Here is an 18,384-nt window from a genome sequence, read left to right on the forward strand (position 1 = left end):
CGACAATGGAACCGATCTGGGCTGTGGGGCTGATGACCGGCACCGTGTTGGACGGAAATATCGACGTCGCCCTGCTGCGCACCGATGGGGAAACGGTCGAAGAGTTTGGCGCCTATACGCTTGCGCCCTATCCGCAGTCGATCCGCGACACGCTCGAAGAAGCCCTGTCGCAAGCGCGGCAGTGGAATTTTTCCGGCGCCGAGCCTGCCATCTTTGCCGAAGCGGAGGATGCGTTGACCCGCGCGCAATCGGCTGCCGTCCTCGACCTCGTCGCCGAGGCGGGCCTGCGACCGGAAGACATTGGTGTTATCGGATTTCACGGCCAGTCGGTGCTGCATCGCGCGCCGCAACCGGGCCGCATCGGCGCCACGCGCCAGCTCGGCAATGGCGCGCTGATGCATGAGCTGACTGGCATCAAGGTGGCCTACGATTTTCGCTCCGCCGACGTTCGTGCAGGAGGGCAGGGCGCTCCCCTGGCCGCGCTCTATCACCAGGCCCTGTTGCGCAAGATCGGGGCGACCGACGGCAAGACTGCTGTCCTCAATCTCGGCGGCGTCGCCAACGTTACCTATTGGGACGGTGCCGATACGCTGATTGCCTTCGATACTGGCCCCGCCAATGCGCCGATCAATGACTTTGTCAAAGGCCTTGGCATGGGGGACATGGATGTCGACGGCGCCATGGCCCTGCGGGGAACAGTGGACGAAGAGCGGCTCGCTCGGCTACTGACCCATCGCTATCTCTCCGCACCTTTCCCCAAATCGCTCGACCGCTTCGACTTTTTGTCTTCGATGGCCGACGGGCTTGGCGCCGAAGACGGCGCCGCCACGCTCACCGCCTTCACGACTGGGGCGGTCGGAAAGGCGCTCGACCTTCTGCCGCAGCGTCCTGAGCGCTTGATCGTGTCCGGTGGTGGGCGACACAACCCGGCGATCATGGTCATGCTCGATAAGCGTGCGCGGGTCGAGGCTGTACCAGCCGAAGCGGTCGGCTGGCGCGGCGACGCCATCGAGGCGGAATGTTTCGCTTTCCTGGCGGTGCGAGTGCTCCGCGGCCTGCCGATCAGCTTCCCGACCACGACTGGTGCGCCACATCCGCTAATTGGCGGCGTCTTGGCGGCCTGACCATGGAGGGACTGACGATCGAGGTGACTGAGGTACCTAGTGCCGATGACCTCGAGCTGATTGGAAACTCACTCGCCGACTTCAACCACAATGACGTCGGCCCCTCCAACAAGCTGCCGCTCGCCGTATTCTTGCGCGCTCCAGGCAGCGTCATCGTCGCCGGCATTTCCGGCTACACCGCCTGGGATTGGCTTTACGTCCAGTGGCTGTGGGTCGCCGAGCAGCACCGCGGGCAAAAGCTTGCGGCGCGGATGCTCGCGGCTGCAGAAGCCGAAGCGCGGCAACGCGGTTGCCACGGTTCTTACATCGACACCTTCAATTCGCTTGCGCTCAAAACCTATCAGCGCTCTGGCTACAAGCCCTTTGGGTCGTTGCCGAACTTTTTACCAGGTCGTACCCGCACGTTCCTGCAGAAGAGCTTGTAGCTGGCGGGCGGCACCCCGTTAATCTATCGGGGCTCGCTCTTCAGCAAGACAGCGCAGTCGCTGGGCAGGATCCAGAACTTTTCGGGCTCTACGGGACGACGACCCGCGCCATCGTAGTCCGGGTGTTCGCTCGACCAGGCGGGGACCCACTGATGCCCCCGCGGCGGGGCGATCAGGGGCTCGGCAACCACGGACATGTGGAGGTCCCGGCCAAGATTGAGCAGAAGCACGCGGTGACCTTCTGAGTTCGGCGTCAGGTAGCGCAGCAACAGCGCGCCGTCACCGAGAACCGCGCCGTCGATGCGGCGCTCGCTGTTCTGCGAGAAAGTAGGGTCGCTTTTGCGCAGCGCCAGGAGATCTCGGTGCAGCTTCAGCAGACCACTGTGCCTCTCGGCCTCCTTCCAATCGAGCTTGCTTCCCTCGAACGTCTGACGGTCGGTTGGGTCGGCAAGGCGTTCCAGCATGACGGGATCAGCAACGCCGGGAAAATTCTTGAGCGACTCCTTGCGTCCGTTCGAGACGAGATCGGCCGCGTCGCCGTCTATGCCGAAGAAGTAGAGAAAGGGGTTGGAGGAGCCGAACTCCTGGCCCTGAAAGAGGCAAGGGGTCTGCGGCCCGAGCAGCAGCAGTGCCGTCACGGCGCGCAGCCGGGCGGGTGACAGCAGCGACGTCAGGCGCAGGCCTTGTGGCGAGTTGGCGACCTGATCATGGTTCTCAAGGAAGTGGATGAAGTGCTCGGGCGGCGTGTCGAGATTGTCCGTGCCGTAGGCGGCATCGCGCTGATCCGAACGCTGGCCATGGTAGAGGAAGCCATATTTCAGCGACGAAACGATCTCCTGCGGCGTGCCGAGATAGTCGCGGTAGTAGAAGTCGTTGTGCCCCGTGGCCGCGACGCGGACGGCATGCTGGAAATCGTCGTTATACATGCCGTCGAGCCCGTAGCCGCCCTGGTCGGGGGCATCGATCATCTTGTGTTCCTGGGGCTGGTTCTCGACGATGATATAGGCCGATCGCGGTGCAGCTGCCTCCCGCACTGCTCGTGAGAGCTCGGCAATGATATGCTCGTCGCTGCTGTCGAACATGGCCTGTGCCGCATCGATGCGCAGCCCGTCCATGTGGAATTCGGTGATCCAGTAGACGGCGTTCGCTACCACGAAGTCGCGAACCGCATGCGCGTGCTCGCCGTCATAGTTAAAGCTTGCGCCCCACTCGTTCTCGTAGCGGTCGGTGAAAAAGTGCTCGCTATAGGTGCGATAATGGTCGCCGAGGCCGACATGGTTGTAGACCACGTCGAGAATAACCCCGACGCCCAGCCCATGCGCGGCATCTACGAAGGCGCGGATGTCCTCTGGCGTGCCATAGGGCGCGAAAGGTGCGTAGGGCAGGGTTGTGTCATAGCCCCAACCGAAGGCGCCCTTGAAAGTGCCGATCGGCATGATCTGGATCACCGTAACCCCGAGCCCGGCGAGAAATTCCAGCTTCTCGCGCGCCGCAGTCCAGGTGCCTTGCTGCGTGAAGGTGCCGATATGAAGCTCATAGACCACCTGGTCGCGGGTGGTGGGACCGGTCCACGCAGCGTCCGTCCAATCGAAGTCGTTGGACACGACGACAGATGCGCCATCATTGCCATCGGGCTGCAAGCGTGAGGCCAGATCGGGGATTGCCTCGCCAGCATCGACCCTCACCTTGTAGCGCGCGCCTGCACCGATGCCAGCCGCATGGGCGCTGAAACAGCCGTCTTCCATGGCTTCGAGCGGGAATGTTCCGCCGCCCTCAACTTCGACCACGACGCGTTTCCGCCCTTCCGCCCAAACAGTGAACCGCGTTCCGTTTGCGTCCGGGATGGCGCCTAGAGGTCGTCTGGAGGTCATGTATTTGCTCTGATGCAAGGAGGTTGCCTCCGAACGGGCAGGGCATCGCCGGGTTCCCGTCGCAGAGCTTAAGAAGTGACCGGCTCAGCCACGGGTGTGAGGAACTGGTTGGCAAACGCGCCGTTAACGCAACCGATGGCGGTTCTGCGGCCCGAGCCTGTAGGGCGGTTCGTTCGTGTTCCCCCTCAAGCGACCTCCCAAAAGGCTCTCGGCCAAAGGATAATCATATGCGCAGCCTGCTTCTCGCCACAACCGCGCTAGCCGCCCTTTCCATGCCTGCGTTAGCGCAGGAAGAACCTCGCACCGTTGAAGACGATGTCGCCACCAGCAAGGATAGCGGCACCGTCGATCGCTCCAATCCTGAAATGGCGCAAGTCATTACCAAGCTGATGGAGCTTGGTGCCAAGCCGGTGCATACGCTCGACGTTCCCGCTGCCCGGACGCAGCCGACCCCCGCTGATGCGGTCAAGGCCGTGTATCTTGAAACCACCGGCAAGCAGCCGTTCCCCGAACCCGTCGGCAAGACCGAAGACATCAAGGTCGATGGCGCCGAGGGCGAACTCGATGCCCGCGTTTATTGGCCTGAAGGCATGGCCGATGGCGGTGAGGCGCTGCCGGTGATCGTTTATTTCCACGGCGGTGGCTGGGTTATCGCCAATCTCAACGTCTATGACGCGTCCCCGCGGGCTCTCGCCAACCAAGCCAAGGCCGTCGTTGTCTCCGTACATTACCGCCAGGGCCCGGAAGACAAGTTCCCGGCCGCACATGACGACGCGATCGCCGCCTATAGCTATATCGTCGAGAATGCCGGCGAGTGGAACGGCGACTCCTCGCGTGTTGCCGTTGCCGGTGAGAGTGCCGGTGGCAACCTTGCCGTCAATGTCGCGATCGCTGCACGCGATCAGCAGCTGACCGAACCATCGGCCATCCTCGCCGTCTATCCGGTGGCCGGCGATGACCTCGAAACGCAATCCTACATTGCCAACCAGAATGCCGTGCCGCTCGGCAAGGCAGATATCGAATGGTTTGTTGGCCACTACCTCAATGACATGTCGGAAGCGGCCGATCCGCGTATCGACCTCGTCGGTAGCGCCGACCTCGAAGATCTTCCGCCGGTGACGATTGTCGCGGCTGAGATCGACCCGCTCAATTCCGAAGGCATGACCCTGCGCGACAAGCTCGAAGAGGCCGGTGTCGAGGTTGCCTATCAGAATTGGAACGGCGTGACCCACGAGTTCTTCGGCATGGCGGCAGTCGTGCCGGAAGCCAAGGAGGCGCAGGATTTTGCAGGCTCCGAACTGCGCGAAGCGCTTGGCAGCGAGTAAACATCAAGCCCGGCCGCAAGGCCGGGCTTTTTCTTTGTCCATTTTCTTGAGGTCTCAATGAAAAAGCAGATCATCGCAGCGACGGTATCCGCCACCGCGCTGCTTGCCGCAGCTCCCGTCCTGGCCCAGCCACAAGGCACGATCGGGCAGTATTCCGATGCCACTGTGCAAGGTTCGATCCTTGAGCCCGAGCCGATCACGGTGAGCGACGATGCCGAACTCGCCGATCTTATCCGGGTGCCGGAAGGCTTTGAGGTCGAGGTTGTTGCGCGCGACATGGGCAATACCCGCATGCTCGCCATCCATGGCGACCATGTCTATGCAAGCCGCCGCACCGAGGCCGATATCATCCGCCTCGACGATGCCGATGGCGATGGGAAGTACGAAGACTTCACCGTCGTCGCGGGACGGCCCGGCATGCACGGCATCGCTTTCCATGAGGACACGGTTTACCTCGCGACCGTCAACGAGGTCTTCACCGCCCCGGTCAACGAGGACGGCAGCTTCGGTGAACTCAAGATGATCATTGATGACCTGCCCGATGGCGGCCAGCATGCCAATCGCACCCTGGCGATTGGCCCCGACAACATGCTTTACATAACCGTTGGCTCAACCTGCAACGAGTGCATCGAGACCAGCCCGGAAAGCGCCACCATCGTTCGCGCCAATCTTGACGGCACGGGACGCGCCATTTTCGCCAGCGGACTCCGCAACACAATTGGTTTCGGCTGGGAACCGGAAACGGGCACGCTCTATGGCGCCGATCACGGTACCGATTGGCTTGGCGACGAAGAGCAGCAGGAAGAGTTCAACCTCATCGAACAGGGCAAAAAATACGGCTGGCCCTACGTCTTCGACTTCGGCAATCTTAATCCACACATGAACCCGCCCGAAGGCATCACGCTCGAACAGTGGGCAGAGACCAGCGAAGAACCCGAGGTCGGCTACACCGCCCACGCCGCGCCGATGCAGATGACCTTCTACAATGGCACCGCTTTCCCCGAGGAATATCGCGGCGATGCCTTTATCGCCATGCGCGGCTCCTGGAACCGCCGGCCACCAAGCGGCTATGAGGTGACGCGTGTCGACTTCGAAGACGGCAAGCCGGTCAACTGGGATCATTTCGCCGAGGGCTTCCTCGTCGAAAGTGAAACCGGCTCCTATGGCTTCTTGGCACGTCTTGCAGGCATCACCGAAACCGCGGATGGCGCACTGCTTCTCGCTGATGATGCCAACGGCATCGTCTACCGCATCAGCTATGGCGAAAGCGCCAATGCCGCCGCGACCGAGGCACCGATGCCACCCGACGTAACGGTCAAGCCCGCAGAATCGGACATTGCGATCAACCTCGTGGATGCTGAAGATACGATCGATGTGTTGTCGCCATCTTTCGGCGATGGCGAGGCGATCCCGCTCAAGCACGCCGCGGAAGGTGACAATGCGTCACCGGCGCTCGAGTGGGGCACGGCTCCCGAAGGCACGCAATCCATCGTCGTGATCGTCGACGATCCGGATGCTGCCGAACCCAAGCCCTTCGTCCACTGGGTCCTGTTCGATGTTCCGGCCGATGCAACCGGCATCGAAGAAGGCCTCAGCACCGAGTCAGCGTTGCAAAAGCCGGAAGGCGCTAAGCAGGGCACGAACAGCCGCGGGCAGATTGGCTATTTCGGTCCGCGTCCGCCGCTCGGCGAGCCGGCACACAATTACCACTTCCAGGTCTTTGCGCTCGATCTTGCCGAACTGCCAGTTGATCCCGGTGCCAAGCGTGAAGATGTTCTTGCGGCGATGGAAGGCCATGTACTAGCCGAAGGCGAGGTCGTCGGAACCTACGAGCGGCCTGGTCCGGAAGCGCCGCTGAACTAACCACACGGCGGCTGGCCTATTCATTGGCCGCCCGTTATTCTCCGCCATTCCATAGGTAAGCACTCGCAGGCATTAGCAATTTGCTTAGCTTTGCATACGAATGCAAAAGCTCTTGCATTCGTATGCAAGGCACCCTACCAATTGTGACGTGCCAAAGACACGACTGGTTTCGGTGAGGTAAGGCCGAGGCCGGTTGCGGGAGAATGACAACAGGGGATGGGCGGTGCGTGGCCCGAAGTGCACCGGTCACCGTCAGGAGAATTAAATGAAGCTTTTGCTGAAGACGACTGTATCGCTCGGCGTTCTGTGCCTCACCGCCGGTGCTGCATTCGCTGACTGCGGGATCGAGGGTACCGGTTCTGTCCGCATCCTCTCCAACGACTTCGAGGCGCTGCGCCTCATCAACAGCACCGCCGAAGAATGCGCTGCCGACGGCATCACGGTCACGGCCAATGCCACTGCCGAGCACAAGAACCTCCAGGTTCCCGCGCTCTCGATCAACCCGGCCGAGTATTCGGTTGCCGTGGTCGCCAACAATTCCATTGTCCCGCTGATGAACGCCGACCTAATCCGTCCGCTCGACGATCTGGTTGCCGAATATGGCGCTGACCTGCAGCCGAACCAGCTGATCAAGATCGATGGCAAGACCATGGCTATCGCATTCATGGGCAATGCCCAGCACCTGTTCTACCGCAAGGACATCCTCGACCAGGCCGGCATTGCCGAGCCCAAGTCCTACGAGGACATCCTTGCCGCTGCCGAAAAGATCAAGGCCGACGGCCTGATGGAATACCCGCTGGCCGCTTCGGACAAGCCCGGTTGGGATCTGGCTGCCGAATTCGTCAACACCTACCTCGGGACCGGCGGCGAGTTCTTCGCTCCGGGCTCGGCTGAACTTGCCATCGACAACGAAAATGGCATGAAGGTCCTCGAGACCATGCGCGCCCTGACCCAGTACATGGATCCGGACTACCTGACCTTCGATGCCAACGGCATCCAGGCCGAATACAAGGCCGGCAACGTCGCCATGATGGTCCAGTGGGGTTCGCTTGCCGGCGACATGCTCGATGGTGAAGGCGCTGCCGAAGGCGTCGTCGAAAACACCGTTCTGGCCGCTGCGCCTGTCATCGACGGCGGCACCACGCCGGCCGTGGCGCTCTGGTGGGATGGTTTCACCATTGCCAAGAACATCTCGGACGATGACGCTGCCGCCTCCTTCCAGGCCATGGTCCACGGCATCAGCCCCGAAATGGTTGCCGCCAACCCGACCGTTGCCACCTGGCTCGTCAAGGGCTACGAGCCCGGTCCGAACGCCGTTGGCGTGATCGCCACCGCAAATGCTGGTGCGCGTGCCTACCCGATGCAGCCCTATATGGGTCTGCTCCACACCGCGCTTTCCGCTGAGTTGGCCGAATACATGGCCGGTTCGGAAGATGCGGCTCAGGCCCTGGCCGACGTCAAGGCTGCCTACGACACCGCTGCCAAAGAAGGCGGCTACCTCTAAGTCGGGCGCCTCTTTCCGAGGCTTGACTTGACTTCGAAGGGGCCTGCTCCTCCCTCGTGGTGGGCCCCTTCAACCCCGCGCCGCGGCCACGCCGTGGTGTTGGCGGCTGCTTGTCGCCGCGCTCCATTCATTTGCCGCGTATGGGAGGCATCAGATGCCGCATAAGACATTTTTTGCCTTCATCCTGCCCTCGCTGATCGCGATGGTCCTCTTCATCGCCCTGCCGATCGTTTCAGTCGTGGTTCAGAGCTTCCACGTCGAACACGGTCGCATCCTGGTTCAGGTCGAGAGCTGCCAGCCCTTCGGCGGCTGCACCACCGAAACCCGTGTCGATACGGCTGCTATGGCCGAGCTTCGTGAAGAACAGCCCATGGGGCGCTTCAACGGCTTCGGCACTTATCTCAATCGCGGCCACCTCGCGGTCGACGAGATCGGCGCCATCCTTGCCAACAACAATGGCATCGGCGACATCGTCACCCGCATCTACAACCTGCCGCTCTATAAGGCGCTCGCCTTCACCCTCGTCTTCTGTTTCGTCGTCACGCCGATCGCCATGGCGCTCGGTTTCGTTATCGCGCTCGCGGTCAACACCGTGCCGAAGATGGTCAAGGGTCCAGTGATCTTCTTCTCGCTTCTGCCGATGATCATCACGCCGTTGATCGGCTCTCTGATCCTTTATTGGATGATCCAGCCAAACGGCATCATCGGCGCCAACCTGCGCGTGCTGTTCGACGATCCGACGCTGTCGCTGCGCCAGTCGCCGCTGCTGACCTGGCTGTCCCTGCTGTTCTACGGCGTCTGGACCAACGCGCCGTTCAGCTTCGTCGTCTTCTATGCCGGCCTCCAGACCGTGCCCGCCGACACGCTCGAGTCGGCCATGATCGATGGCGCCAGCCGCTGGGAGCGCATCCGCTACGTCGTCATCCCTCATCTTGCGCCACTTGCGACCTTCGTGGCGCTGGTGCAGCTCATGGACAACTTCCGCGTCTTCGAGCCTATCGTCGGCTTCTCGGCCGAAGCCAATGCCACCTCGCTCAGCTGGCTGATATTCAACGATCTTTCCGGCGACGCGCAGCTCTTCGGCTCGGCTGGTGCAACTTCGGTGATCACCATTATCGGCGTCATCATTCTGCTTTCCCCGGTGCTGGTCCGCACCTGGCGCGAATTCAACCACAAGGTGGTCTGACATGTCCGACACCGCCGTCTCTCAGCGTCGGCCGCTTGGCCTCAACATCATCATCATCGGCTTCCTCGTGGTCTGGGTCGTGCTCGCTGCCTTCCCCTTCCTCTGGACGGTGTGGGGTTCATTCAAGGTCGAGCCGGACTTCTTTTCCCGGCAGAACTGGATCAATGCCATTACCGGCCCCTTCACTCAGCGCCAGACGGGCAGCGCCTTCACCGGTGACGGTTATTATGGCGCCTGGGTGACCCGCGAGTTCTGGCGCGCAGTCGCCAATACTGCGATCGTTACGGTTTCGGTAACAGTGATCTCGCTAACGCTTGGCACTCTTGGGGGCTACGCGCTTGCCCGCTCAGGCCAGCGCTACGCCTTTTGGATCCTGATCGCTGCACTGGTGTTCCGGGCCATGCCGCACATTACGCTCGTGTCGGGCTATCTGCTGCCCTTCTTCGAGCTCAACATCTGGGGCGTGCTGCCGACCTCAATCATCGTGCTCGTCGCGATCAACCAGCCCTTCACGCTCTGGATGCTGCATTCCTTCTTCCTCTCGATCCCCAAGGATCTCGATGAATCGGCAATGGTCGACGGCTGTTCGCGCTTCGAAGCCTTTCGTCGAGTCATCATCCCGGTCATGTGGCCCGGCGTCGTGACCACGGGCCTCTTTAGCTTCCTTCTGGCTTATAACGACTTTGCCGTGACCTCGATGCTGCTCAGCAGCGACAACCAGACCATGGTGCCCAAAATCTCGAGCTTCCTCGGATCGGTTCAGGAGCAGGGCAATGTCATGTTCGCCGTCGCCGCCGTGGTCTCGGCCACAGTGCCGCTCTTCATCCTCGTCCTCTTCTTCCAACGCCAGATCGTCAGCGGCCTGACCGCCGGCGCAGTGAAAGGCTAACTCCGATGGCCCAGATCCGTCTCAAGAACGTCTCCAAGCGCTGGAACAATTTCATCGGCGTGGACAATTTCAATCTCGATATCGCCGACCAGGAATTCCTTGTTTTGCTGGGGCCCTCGGGCTGCGGCAAGACCACGACGATGCGCATGATTGCCGGCCTCGAGGACATTACCGAAGGCGAAATCTGGATCGGCGACCGTTTGGTCAACAAGCTCGAGCCCAAGGACCGGGACATTTCCATGGTGTTCCAGAGCTATGGCCTCTATCCGAACATGACCGTCTACGAGAACATTCGCTTCCCGCTCAAGGTCCGCAAGGTTCCGGCTGGGCAGCATCATGAGCGCGTCATGGCAGCGAGCAAAATGGTCGAGCTCGATGACTTCCTGCAGCGCCGCCCGGCAGCCCTGTCCGGTGGCCAGCGCCAGCGCGTCGCGCTTGCCCGCGCTATCGTTCGCGAGCCCAATGCTTTCCTGATGGACGAGCCGCTGTCGAACCTCGACGCAAAGCTGCGGGTCTCCACTCGCGCGCAGATCAAGAACCTTCATCATACGCTCAAGCGCACGACGATCTACGTGACGCATGACCAGATCGAAGCCATGACCCTGGCCGACCGCGTTGTGGTCATGAGCAAGGGCCTGATCCAGCAGGTGGGCACGCCGATGGAGATCTATGATCGCCCGGCGAACACTTTCGTCGCGAGCTTCATCGGGTCGCCGGCCATGAACCTCGTGCATGGCGAAATTCACAATGGCGTCTTCACGGGCGACCATATCCGCGTCGATGGCCTGTCAACGCAGGTCAACGGCCCGGTGACCCTCGGCTTCCGCGCCGAAGATGCCGTGCTTGCCGACAGCAATGCGCATATCGAGGCGCCGATCTATAGCGTCGAGCTTTTGGGTGAAGCGACCATGATTTCGATGCGCGTTGCCGGTGAACTGGTGTCGATCAAGGTCGGCAAGGACTACCGCGCCGAAATCGGCGACGTGGTGCGCGTCAACATCGCCCCAAGCGCCTGCCACCTCTTTGACCGGTCCACCGGTCAGCGTATCGCTACGGCTGGATAAATGCCTGCCGGAGAAGCCAGGATGGCTGAGACCATCGACGAAAAGCGCGCTGTCTTCGACGAGGCGGTACAGCGCCACGGATTGCGCTTTTCGGCTGACGAGGCCGAAAGCTTGCGCAAGCTGGCCGACTGGATGAGCGATGGCCTGGTGCGCGTAGAGACCAACGCCAAGCCTGCGATCGATTCCACGGCAGACAAGGCGCTCGATCTTTCGCTCTTCGAGCAAGGCAGTATGCTGCGCGATGGCCGGCTGACCTCGGTCGCACTGGTGGATGCCTATCTGCGCCGCATCGAGGCGCGCGATGGCGCGTATCGTGCGTTCTACGTGGTCGATCGCGAAGGCGCGCTTGCTGCTGCAGAAGAGGCTGATGCGGCCTTTGCAGAAGGCGTCGACATCAGCCACCTTCATGGCATTCCAGTCGGCATCAAGGACCTGATCGACGTTTCGGGCCTTGCGACGACGGCAAATGCCCCGGGACGCAAGGGCGCTGTTGCCGAAAAAGATGCCGAGGTCGTCAGGCGTTTGCGGGATGCTGGCGCCATCGTCATCGGCAAGCTTGCGACCTATGAGTGGGGCACCGTCGGCCCGGACAATCGCGGCGCCTTTCCGCCGGCGCGCAATCCCTGGAGTATCGAGCATATCACCGGCGGTTCGTCGTCGGGCAGTGCGGTGGCGGTCGCCGGCGGATTGCTGCGCACCACGCTGGGCACCGATACCGGCGGCTCCCTCCGCGGGCCTGCCTTCTATTGCGGCGTTGTGGGGTTGAAGCCGACATTCGACCTCGTGCCGCGCAGCGGTGTGCTGCCGATGTCGGACAGCATGGATCATGTTGGCCCCATGAGCGCGAGTGTTGCCGAGGCCGCCGCCACGCTCGACATTATCGCCGATTTCCCGCCGGGGGTATCGGCATCGGAAAAGCTTGGCCGGCCGATCTCGGGGATGCGCATCGGCTATGCCCGCAATTGGTTCGCTCGGGACAGCCAGACCTCGCCAGCGGTTCTGAGCGCCATGGACACGGCCATTTCGACGCTGTCGCAGCTCGGCGCGATCATCGAGGAAGTCGAGCTTCCCGACTATTACAGCATCGAAGTGGCCGCCGCCGCGATCCTTCACAAGGAAAGCTTCGACTATCATGCGCAGAGCCTTCGCGATCGTCCCGACGACTTCGGTCGTCGTGCTTTCCTGAGCCTGGCTGCCGGCCTTACCGTCACTGAGGATGAACTCGCCAAAGCGCGCGGGGCAGGGGAACTGTTTCGGGCCGAGGTCGACAAGCTCCTGCTTAGCCACGATGCCCTGATCACGGCGGGTGCGCTGACCACGGCGCTGCTTGCGGCGCCCTTCGAAAAAGAAGCCGTGTGGACGCCGATGCGGACCATTGGCTTCAATGTCAGCGGTCATCCCGTTCTGGCAATGCCGATCGGGTTCGACAACGGCTTGCCGATGGGCATGCAGATCGTTGGCAAGCACTGGGACGAGGCAACCATTGTCCAGATCGGCGACGCTTTTGAGCGCGCTACCGATCATGCCCTGCAGCGGCCACCAGCGCTCACCTAAGAAAATCACGACGACCAGCAGGTCGCCGTTTACAAACCTTGCATACGTATGCAAACTGTCTGCAACAGAATTCGGGAGGGCGTAAAATGCCGATCTGGCTCAAGCGCGGTAAGGATGTCGATGAACGGGCAGAGGCCGACCGCCAGGTTCGCGCCACCGTGGAAGGCATTCTCGCCGATATCGAAAAGCGCGGCAACGCGGCGATCCAGGAACTGTCGGCCAAGTTCGACAAGTGGGAGCGGAAAGACTTTCGCCTGAGCCAGGCCGAGATCGATGAGTGTATGGCCCAGCTCACCGATCAGGACCTGAGCGATATCGAATTTGCCCAGACGCAGGTGCGCAACTTCGCCCAGGCGCAGCGCAACACCATGCAGGACCTCGAGGTCGAGACGCTGCCTGGCGTTACCCTCGGCCACAAGCATGTGCCGATCAACGCCGTGGGCTGCTATGTTCCTGGCGGCAAATATCCGCTGCTTGCATCCGCCCACATGTCGGTGATCACCGCCAAGGTCGCCGGTTGCGAACGCGTCATCACCTGCGCTCCCCCTTCGGCGGCAAGCCCGCTCCAGCCGTGGTCGCCGCGCAGGCCATGGCGGGCGCTGACGAAATCTATGTTCTCGGCGGCATCCAGGCCATCGGCGCCATGGCGATCGGCACCGAAACCATCGCGCCGGTCGATATGCTTGTCGGTCCCGGCAATGCCTTCGTTGCCGAAGCCAAGCGGCAGCTTTTCGGTCGCGTCGGCATCGACTTGTTTGCCGGCCCGACCGAGACCCTGGTCATTGCCGACGAAACCGTCGACGGCGAAATGTGCGCCACCGATCTTCTCGGTCAGGCCGAGCACGGCCCGACATCTCCCGCGATCCTCCTGACGAACTCGGAAAAGCTCGCCCGCGAGACCATGGCCGAGATCGAGCGCATTCTCGAAATCCTGCCGACCGGCGAAATCGCCCGCAAATCCTGGAATGATTTCGGTGAAGTCATCGTCTGCGACAGCTACGAGGAAATGCTGGCCGAAGCCGACCGCATCGCGTCCGAACATGTGCAGGTGATGACCGATCGCGACATGTGGTTCCGCGATAACATCACCAATTATGGCGCGCTGTTCCTCGGGCCGCGCACCAATGTCGCCTATGGCGACAAGGTCATCGGCACCAATCACACGCTGCCCACCATGAAGGCTGCGCGCTATACCGGCGGCCTCTGGGTCGGCAAGTTCATGAAGACCTGCACCTGGCAGACCGTCACCACCGACGAGGCCTCGGCCATGATCGGCGAATACGGCTCGCGACTTTCGATACTGGAAGGCTTTGTCGGCCACGCCGAACAAGCCAATGTCCGCGTCCGCCGCTATGGCGGCCGCAACGTGCCCTATGGCACGGGCGCTGCACCGCGCACGCAGGCCGCCGAGTAAGCCATGACACTGCCCCGCACACCCAGCTTCCGCCTCGACGGCAAGCGTGCCCTCGTCACCGGGGGCACGCGGGGCATAGGCCTGGGTGCAGCGGTGGCATTGGCCGAGGCTGGCGCGGCGGTGACGATCGCCGCTCGCACCGCTTCGAATGTCGAAGCAGTCGTCAACGAGATGGCTGCTGCCGGTTTTGCGGTCGAGGGCGTGGCGCTCGACATCACTGACAGCGACGCTGTCAGGACTTTTGTCGACGACGTTGAGCCGTTCCAGATCCTCGTCAACTCGGCAGGCACCGCGCGGCATTCCAGTTTCACCCAGATTACACCGGCCAACTACCAGGCGGTGATGGACGTTAATCTGGGTGCGACGATCTTTGTTTCGCAGGCGGTCGTTGCGCGGTTGCTGGCTGCGGGACTGCCCGGGTCGATTATCCACATCTCGTCGCAGATGGGGCATGTCGGCGGGCCGGCGCGGGCGGTTTACTCCGCCAGCAAACATGCTGTGGAGGGCCTCACAAAGGCCATGGCAATCGAGCTCGGGCCGAACAATATTCGGGTGAACACGGTATGCCCGACTTTTGTGGAAACCGAGTTGACGGCCAAGAACCTGAGCGACCCGGACTTCAGAAGCTGGGTGCTCTCAAAAATCAAGCTTGGCCGGCTGGGAAGAGTGGAAGACCTGATGGGCCCGATTGTGTTTCTGGCGAGTGACGCCGCAGCACTGATCACCGGCACATCGCTTCTGGTGGATGGCGGATGGACAGCGGAGTAAAAAGGCGGGCGTGACCTCCTCGCAAGTCGCCGAACATGCCGGCGTCTCGCAGTCGGCTGTCTCGCGCACCTTTACGCCGGGCGCGTCCATCTCCTCCAAGACCCGCCAGAAGGTTTTGGCCTCGGCCAAGGTGCTCGGCTACCGGCCCAATGCTATCGCCCGGTCGCTCATCACCAACCGCTCGCGCATAATCGCTGTGGTGATGGCCTATCTCGAAAACCTCTTTTATCCCGACGTTCTTGAAGAACTCGGCCGGGCACTGGCCGCGGAAAACTACCATTTGCTGCTGTTTACCGGCTTCATGGACCGCGACAGCGACCCGGTCTTCGATCAGCTGATGCAGTATCGCGTCGACGGTATCATTCTTGCGTCAACCTCGCTCTCCTCCGAGCTTTCGGAAGAATGCGCCAGCGCCGGCATTCCGGTCGTGCTCTTCAACCGAACCACGGAGCGTGATGCCGTTTCCAGCGTCACCACGCGGAACAGGGAAGGGGGCAAGCGCATCGCCGAGTTCCTCGTTGCCGGTGGGCACAAGAGCTTTGGCTATATCGCTGGCCTCGAAAATTCCTCGACCAATCGAGACCGCCATCAAGGCTATGTGGAAGGTCTTGCCGGCCACGGTATTACCGAGATCGCCTATGAAATCGGCAATTACTCGCGCCCGAAGCGGAAGCTGCGGCGCGCATGATGTTCTCGCGTGCCGACCGACCGGAGGCGCTTTTCGTCGCCAACGACCACATGGCCGTCGCCGTCATGGACGTTGCGCGCTACGAGTTCGGGCTCAAGATCCCCGAAGACATTTCCATCGTCGGCTATGACGATGTTGGTCCGGCCATCTGGCGCAGCTATGGCATCACGTCGATGAGCCAGCCGGTCAAGCGCATGGTGGAGTCCACCGTCGATATCTTGATGGACCAGATTACCTCGGGCGAGATCGAAGCCGAGCATCGCATCCACAATGGTGAGCTGGTGGTCCGCACCTCTGCGCGCCTGCCCAAAAGCGGCATCGTCGAGACCGACGGCCGCAAAATCTTCCGCCCCAAGGACGCTTGATCATGTCGCGACATGCTCATGCCGTCTTTGCAACTATGCTTGCATACGAATGCAAATCTATCCATCTTATCCCCGCTTCTGCGTCTCATGAAAGGATTGAACCATGAGCAAGTGGACACAAGCCGAAATGGAAAAGCGCCTGGTGCGCTATGCCGACCTCAAGGGCCTGCGCAATGCGTTTATCGACGCGCGCACCCCGGTTCGGACCGCAAGGAAAACTTCACGATCATCGGGCCGGGCGTTTCCGAAAACCCGGCGCAGGTGGTGCATATTCCCGAAGCGCACGGTTTTAATTTCGGTGCCGCCCGCCAGCCCTTCGGCTGCACCAATTCGCAGCACTCGCATCTCACCGCCGAGACCTTCCTGGTCCATACCGGCAAGTGGCGCTTCGTCTTCGGCGCCAACAAGGACGAGGGCTACCTCGATGTCGAGCCCGGTGACGTGGCGACCGTCCCGACCCATATGTTCCGTGGCTTCGAAAAGCGCGACGAAGGCACCGGCTTCCTCGCCGTGGTGCTTGGCCATGACGATCCGGGCAAGGTCGTCTGGGCGCCATCCGTCTTCAAGATGGCCGAGGATTTCGGCCTCAAGCTCCTCAAGGGCGGCAAGCTGATCGACACCACGCTGGGCGAAAAGGTGCCGGAAGGCGCCGAACTCGAGCAGCCGCCGACGGCCGAAAAGATGGCCGAACTCGCCACCCCGCCGCAGGAAGAGCTCGCCAAATACGCGCTCAAGCCCGAGCAGATGAAGGCCAACCCCCATTCGCCGCTGGCTGGCGAAGGCGTCGAGGAAGCAGCGCTGATCGGCGATGTCGATGCTGCTGACGGCTTCAAGGCCGGTCCGATCGTCGGCCACTGGCAGCATGGCTTTACGCTTCGCCGTCTCAAGCTTGAGACCGGCGCCGTGGTGCCAGCGCATAGCCGCAGCGAACAGGAAGTGCTGTTTGTCCAGTCCGGCACGCTGGAAGTGACCTGGGAAGATGGTTCGCTTATTCTGGGCGCCGGCGACACGCTGACCATCCCGGTTGGTCTCGCGCACGGTTTCCGTAACCCGGCTTCGGCCGAAGCGATCACCTTCATCATCCGCGGTGCGGCCTCTCCCGCTGCCCCGCAGTTCCAGACCGCACAAGCTGCAGAGTAAGCTATGGCCCACAAGATCCTCACCACCCATGTCGGCTCGTTGCCGCGTTCCAAGCAGGTGACGGACCTTGTGTTCGCGCGCGAAGCCGGCGTCCCCATCGATGAGGCCGGCTTCAACACCATTATCGGGGCGGCGGTCGACGACATCGTCGCCAAGCAGAAGGCGGCAGGCATCGACCTGCCGTCCGATGGCGAAATGAGCAAGATTTCCTACGCCACCTATATCAAGGACCGGCTTACCGGCTTTGATGGCGACAGCTCGCGCCAGCCGCCGGCCGACCTCGAAATGTTCCCCAATTTCCTCAAGCGCCAGGCCAGTACCGGTGGCACGCCGACCTATCGCCGGCCCAAATGCGTCGGCGAAATTACGGTCAAAAGCCTCGAGCCGCTGCGTGAGGATGTCGAGGCCTTCGGCGGTGCACTTAAGCGCAACGGCTATGCCAAGGGCTTCATGAACTCGGCGACGCCCGGCGTTATCGCGCTGTTCCAGCCCAACGAATTCTATTCGACGCAGGACGAATATCTTGAAGCCGTCGCCGAAGGCATGCGGGTTGAATACGAGGGCATCGTCGAAGCCGGCTTCATTCTGCAGCTCGATGCACCCGATCTCGGCCTCGGCCGGCACATGATGTACAAGGATCTCGATGACGACGGTTTCCTCCAGGCGGCAGGCCGCCACATCGAGGTGATGAATCACGCGCTGCGCAATATCGACGGCAAAGACGTGCGCATGCATGTGTGCTGGGGCAATTACGAAGGCCCCCACGTCTGCGACATCGCGCTCAAGAAGATCCTGCCGGGCCTGCTCAAAGCCAAGCCGCGGGCGTTGCTGTTCGAAGGCGCCAATCCGCGGCACGCGCATGAGTGGATCGACTGGAAGAATGTCGATTTGCCCGATGATTATGTGCTGATCCCGGGCGTCATCGACTCGACCTCCAACTTTGTCGAGCATCCCGAACTGATCGCCCAGCGCCTCAAGAATTTCGTCGACATCGTCGGCGCCGAACGCGTAATTGCCGGCACCGATTGCGGTTTCTCCACCTTTGCCGGCTTCGGCGCCGTGGACCCGGACATCGTCTGGGCCAAGTTCAAGGCGCTGAGCGAAGGCGCTGAGATAGCGTCCAGGCACTGAACCATCGGCTCCTGTGTACCCTCGCCCCTATGGGGAGAGGGAAGGGTGAGGGGCCTTCATAACAATCAAGAAC

General features: G+C 61.7%; 15 protein-coding genes and 1 pseudogene. 15 read left to right on the forward strand and 1 reads right to left on the reverse strand.

The window, feature by feature from the left end:
• Positions 1-5 precede the first annotated feature (5 nt).
• Positions 6-1,124, forward strand: coding sequence for an anhydro-N-acetylmuramic acid kinase (locus G5575_RS16370; RefSeq protein ID WP_164535259.1), 1,119 nt, complete (start codon positions 6-8; stop codon positions 1,122-1,124).
• Positions 1,125-1,126: 2 nt separating this feature from the next.
• Positions 1,127-1,549, forward strand: coding sequence for a GNAT family N-acetyltransferase (locus tag G5575_RS16375; RefSeq protein ID WP_164535260.1), 423 nt, complete (start codon positions 1,127-1,129; stop codon positions 1,547-1,549).
• 23 nt (positions 1,550-1,572) lie between these two features.
• Here the strand turns inward: G5575_RS16375 and G5575_RS16380 are convergent, their stop codons facing one another.
• Positions 1,573-3,336: an alpha-amylase family glycosyl hydrolase gene (locus tag G5575_RS16380; RefSeq protein ID WP_328766402.1), complete on the reverse strand. Its 1,764-nt coding sequence runs from the start codon at positions 3,334-3,336 to the stop codon at positions 1,573-1,575.
• Between the two features lie 311 nt (positions 3,337-3,647).
• Here G5575_RS16380 and G5575_RS16385 point away from each other — a divergent pair, with 311 nt between their 5' ends.
• From G5575_RS16385 to G5575_RS16440, 13 genes and pseudogenes are all read left to right on the forward strand, one after another.
• Positions 3,648-4,745, forward strand: a complete 1,098-nt coding sequence (locus G5575_RS16385) for an alpha/beta hydrolase (protein WP_207633206.1) — start codon at positions 3,648-3,650, stop codon at positions 4,743-4,745.
• A gap of 57 nt (positions 4,746-4,802) precedes the next feature.
• The gene (locus G5575_RS16390; protein ID WP_164535262.1) at positions 4,803-6,608 is read left to right on the forward strand and encodes a YbhB/YbcL family Raf kinase inhibitor-like protein; all 1,806 of its coding nucleotides are present in this window, start codon (positions 4,803-4,805) and stop codon (positions 6,606-6,608) included.
• 265 nt (positions 6,609-6,873) lie between these two features.
• Positions 6,874-8,112, forward strand: a complete 1,239-nt coding sequence (locus G5575_RS16395) for an ABC transporter substrate-binding protein (protein ID WP_164535263.1) — start codon at positions 6,874-6,876, stop codon at positions 8,110-8,112.
• Between the two features lie 154 nt (positions 8,113-8,266).
• Complete coding sequence (locus G5575_RS16400) at positions 8,267-9,298, forward strand: carbohydrate ABC transporter permease (protein ID WP_164535264.1); 1,032 nt, start codon at positions 8,267-8,269, stop codon at positions 9,296-9,298.
• A gap of 1 nt (position 9,299) precedes the next feature.
• On the forward strand, positions 9,300-10,187 hold the full coding sequence (locus G5575_RS16405) for a carbohydrate ABC transporter permease (RefSeq protein ID WP_164535265.1): 888 nt from the start codon (positions 9,300-9,302) through the stop codon (positions 10,185-10,187).
• A gap of 5 nt (positions 10,188-10,192) precedes the next feature.
• Positions 10,193-11,251 (forward strand): ABC transporter ATP-binding protein, encoded by a 1,059-nt coding sequence (locus G5575_RS16410; protein ID WP_164535266.1) that lies wholly within the window; start codon positions 10,193-10,195, stop codon positions 11,249-11,251.
• Between the two features lie 21 nt (positions 11,252-11,272).
• Positions 11,273-12,805 (forward strand): amidase, encoded by a 1,533-nt coding sequence (locus G5575_RS16415; RefSeq protein ID WP_235936093.1) that lies wholly within the window; start codon positions 11,273-11,275, stop codon positions 12,803-12,805.
• Between the two features lie 86 nt (positions 12,806-12,891).
• Positions 12,892-14,219: pseudogene (gene hisD / locus G5575_RS16420) on the forward strand (histidinol dehydrogenase).
• 3 nt (positions 14,220-14,222) lie between these two features.
• Entirely contained in the window at positions 14,223-14,987 is a 765-nt protein-coding gene (locus G5575_RS16425) for an SDR family NAD(P)-dependent oxidoreductase (RefSeq protein ID WP_164535267.1), read from the forward strand.
• Positions 14,988-14,997: 10 nt separating this feature from the next.
• Positions 14,998-15,675, forward strand: coding sequence for a LacI family DNA-binding transcriptional regulator (locus tag G5575_RS19590; RefSeq protein ID WP_207633207.1), 678 nt, complete (start codon positions 14,998-15,000; stop codon positions 15,673-15,675).
• Positions 15,672-16,040, forward strand: a complete 369-nt coding sequence (locus G5575_RS19595) for a substrate-binding domain-containing protein (RefSeq protein ID WP_207633208.1) — start codon at positions 15,672-15,674, stop codon at positions 16,038-16,040. The genes G5575_RS19590 and G5575_RS19595 overlap by 4 nt, the downstream gene beginning before the upstream one ends.
• Positions 16,041-16,151: 111 nt before the next feature.
• Positions 16,152-17,180, forward strand: coding sequence for a cupin domain-containing protein (locus G5575_RS21930; protein ID WP_207633209.1), 1,029 nt, complete (start codon positions 16,152-16,154; stop codon positions 17,178-17,180).
• A gap of 3 nt (positions 17,181-17,183) precedes the next feature.
• Positions 17,184-18,311, forward strand: coding sequence for a cobalamin-independent methionine synthase II family protein (locus G5575_RS16440; protein ID WP_164535268.1), 1,128 nt, complete (start codon positions 17,184-17,186; stop codon positions 18,309-18,311).
• Positions 18,312-18,384 lie beyond the last annotated feature (73 nt).

The organism is Devosia aurantiaca (assembly GCF_011058215.1).
Classification (GTDB): domain Bacteria; phylum Pseudomonadota; class Alphaproteobacteria; order Rhizobiales; family Devosiaceae; genus Devosia; species Devosia aurantiaca.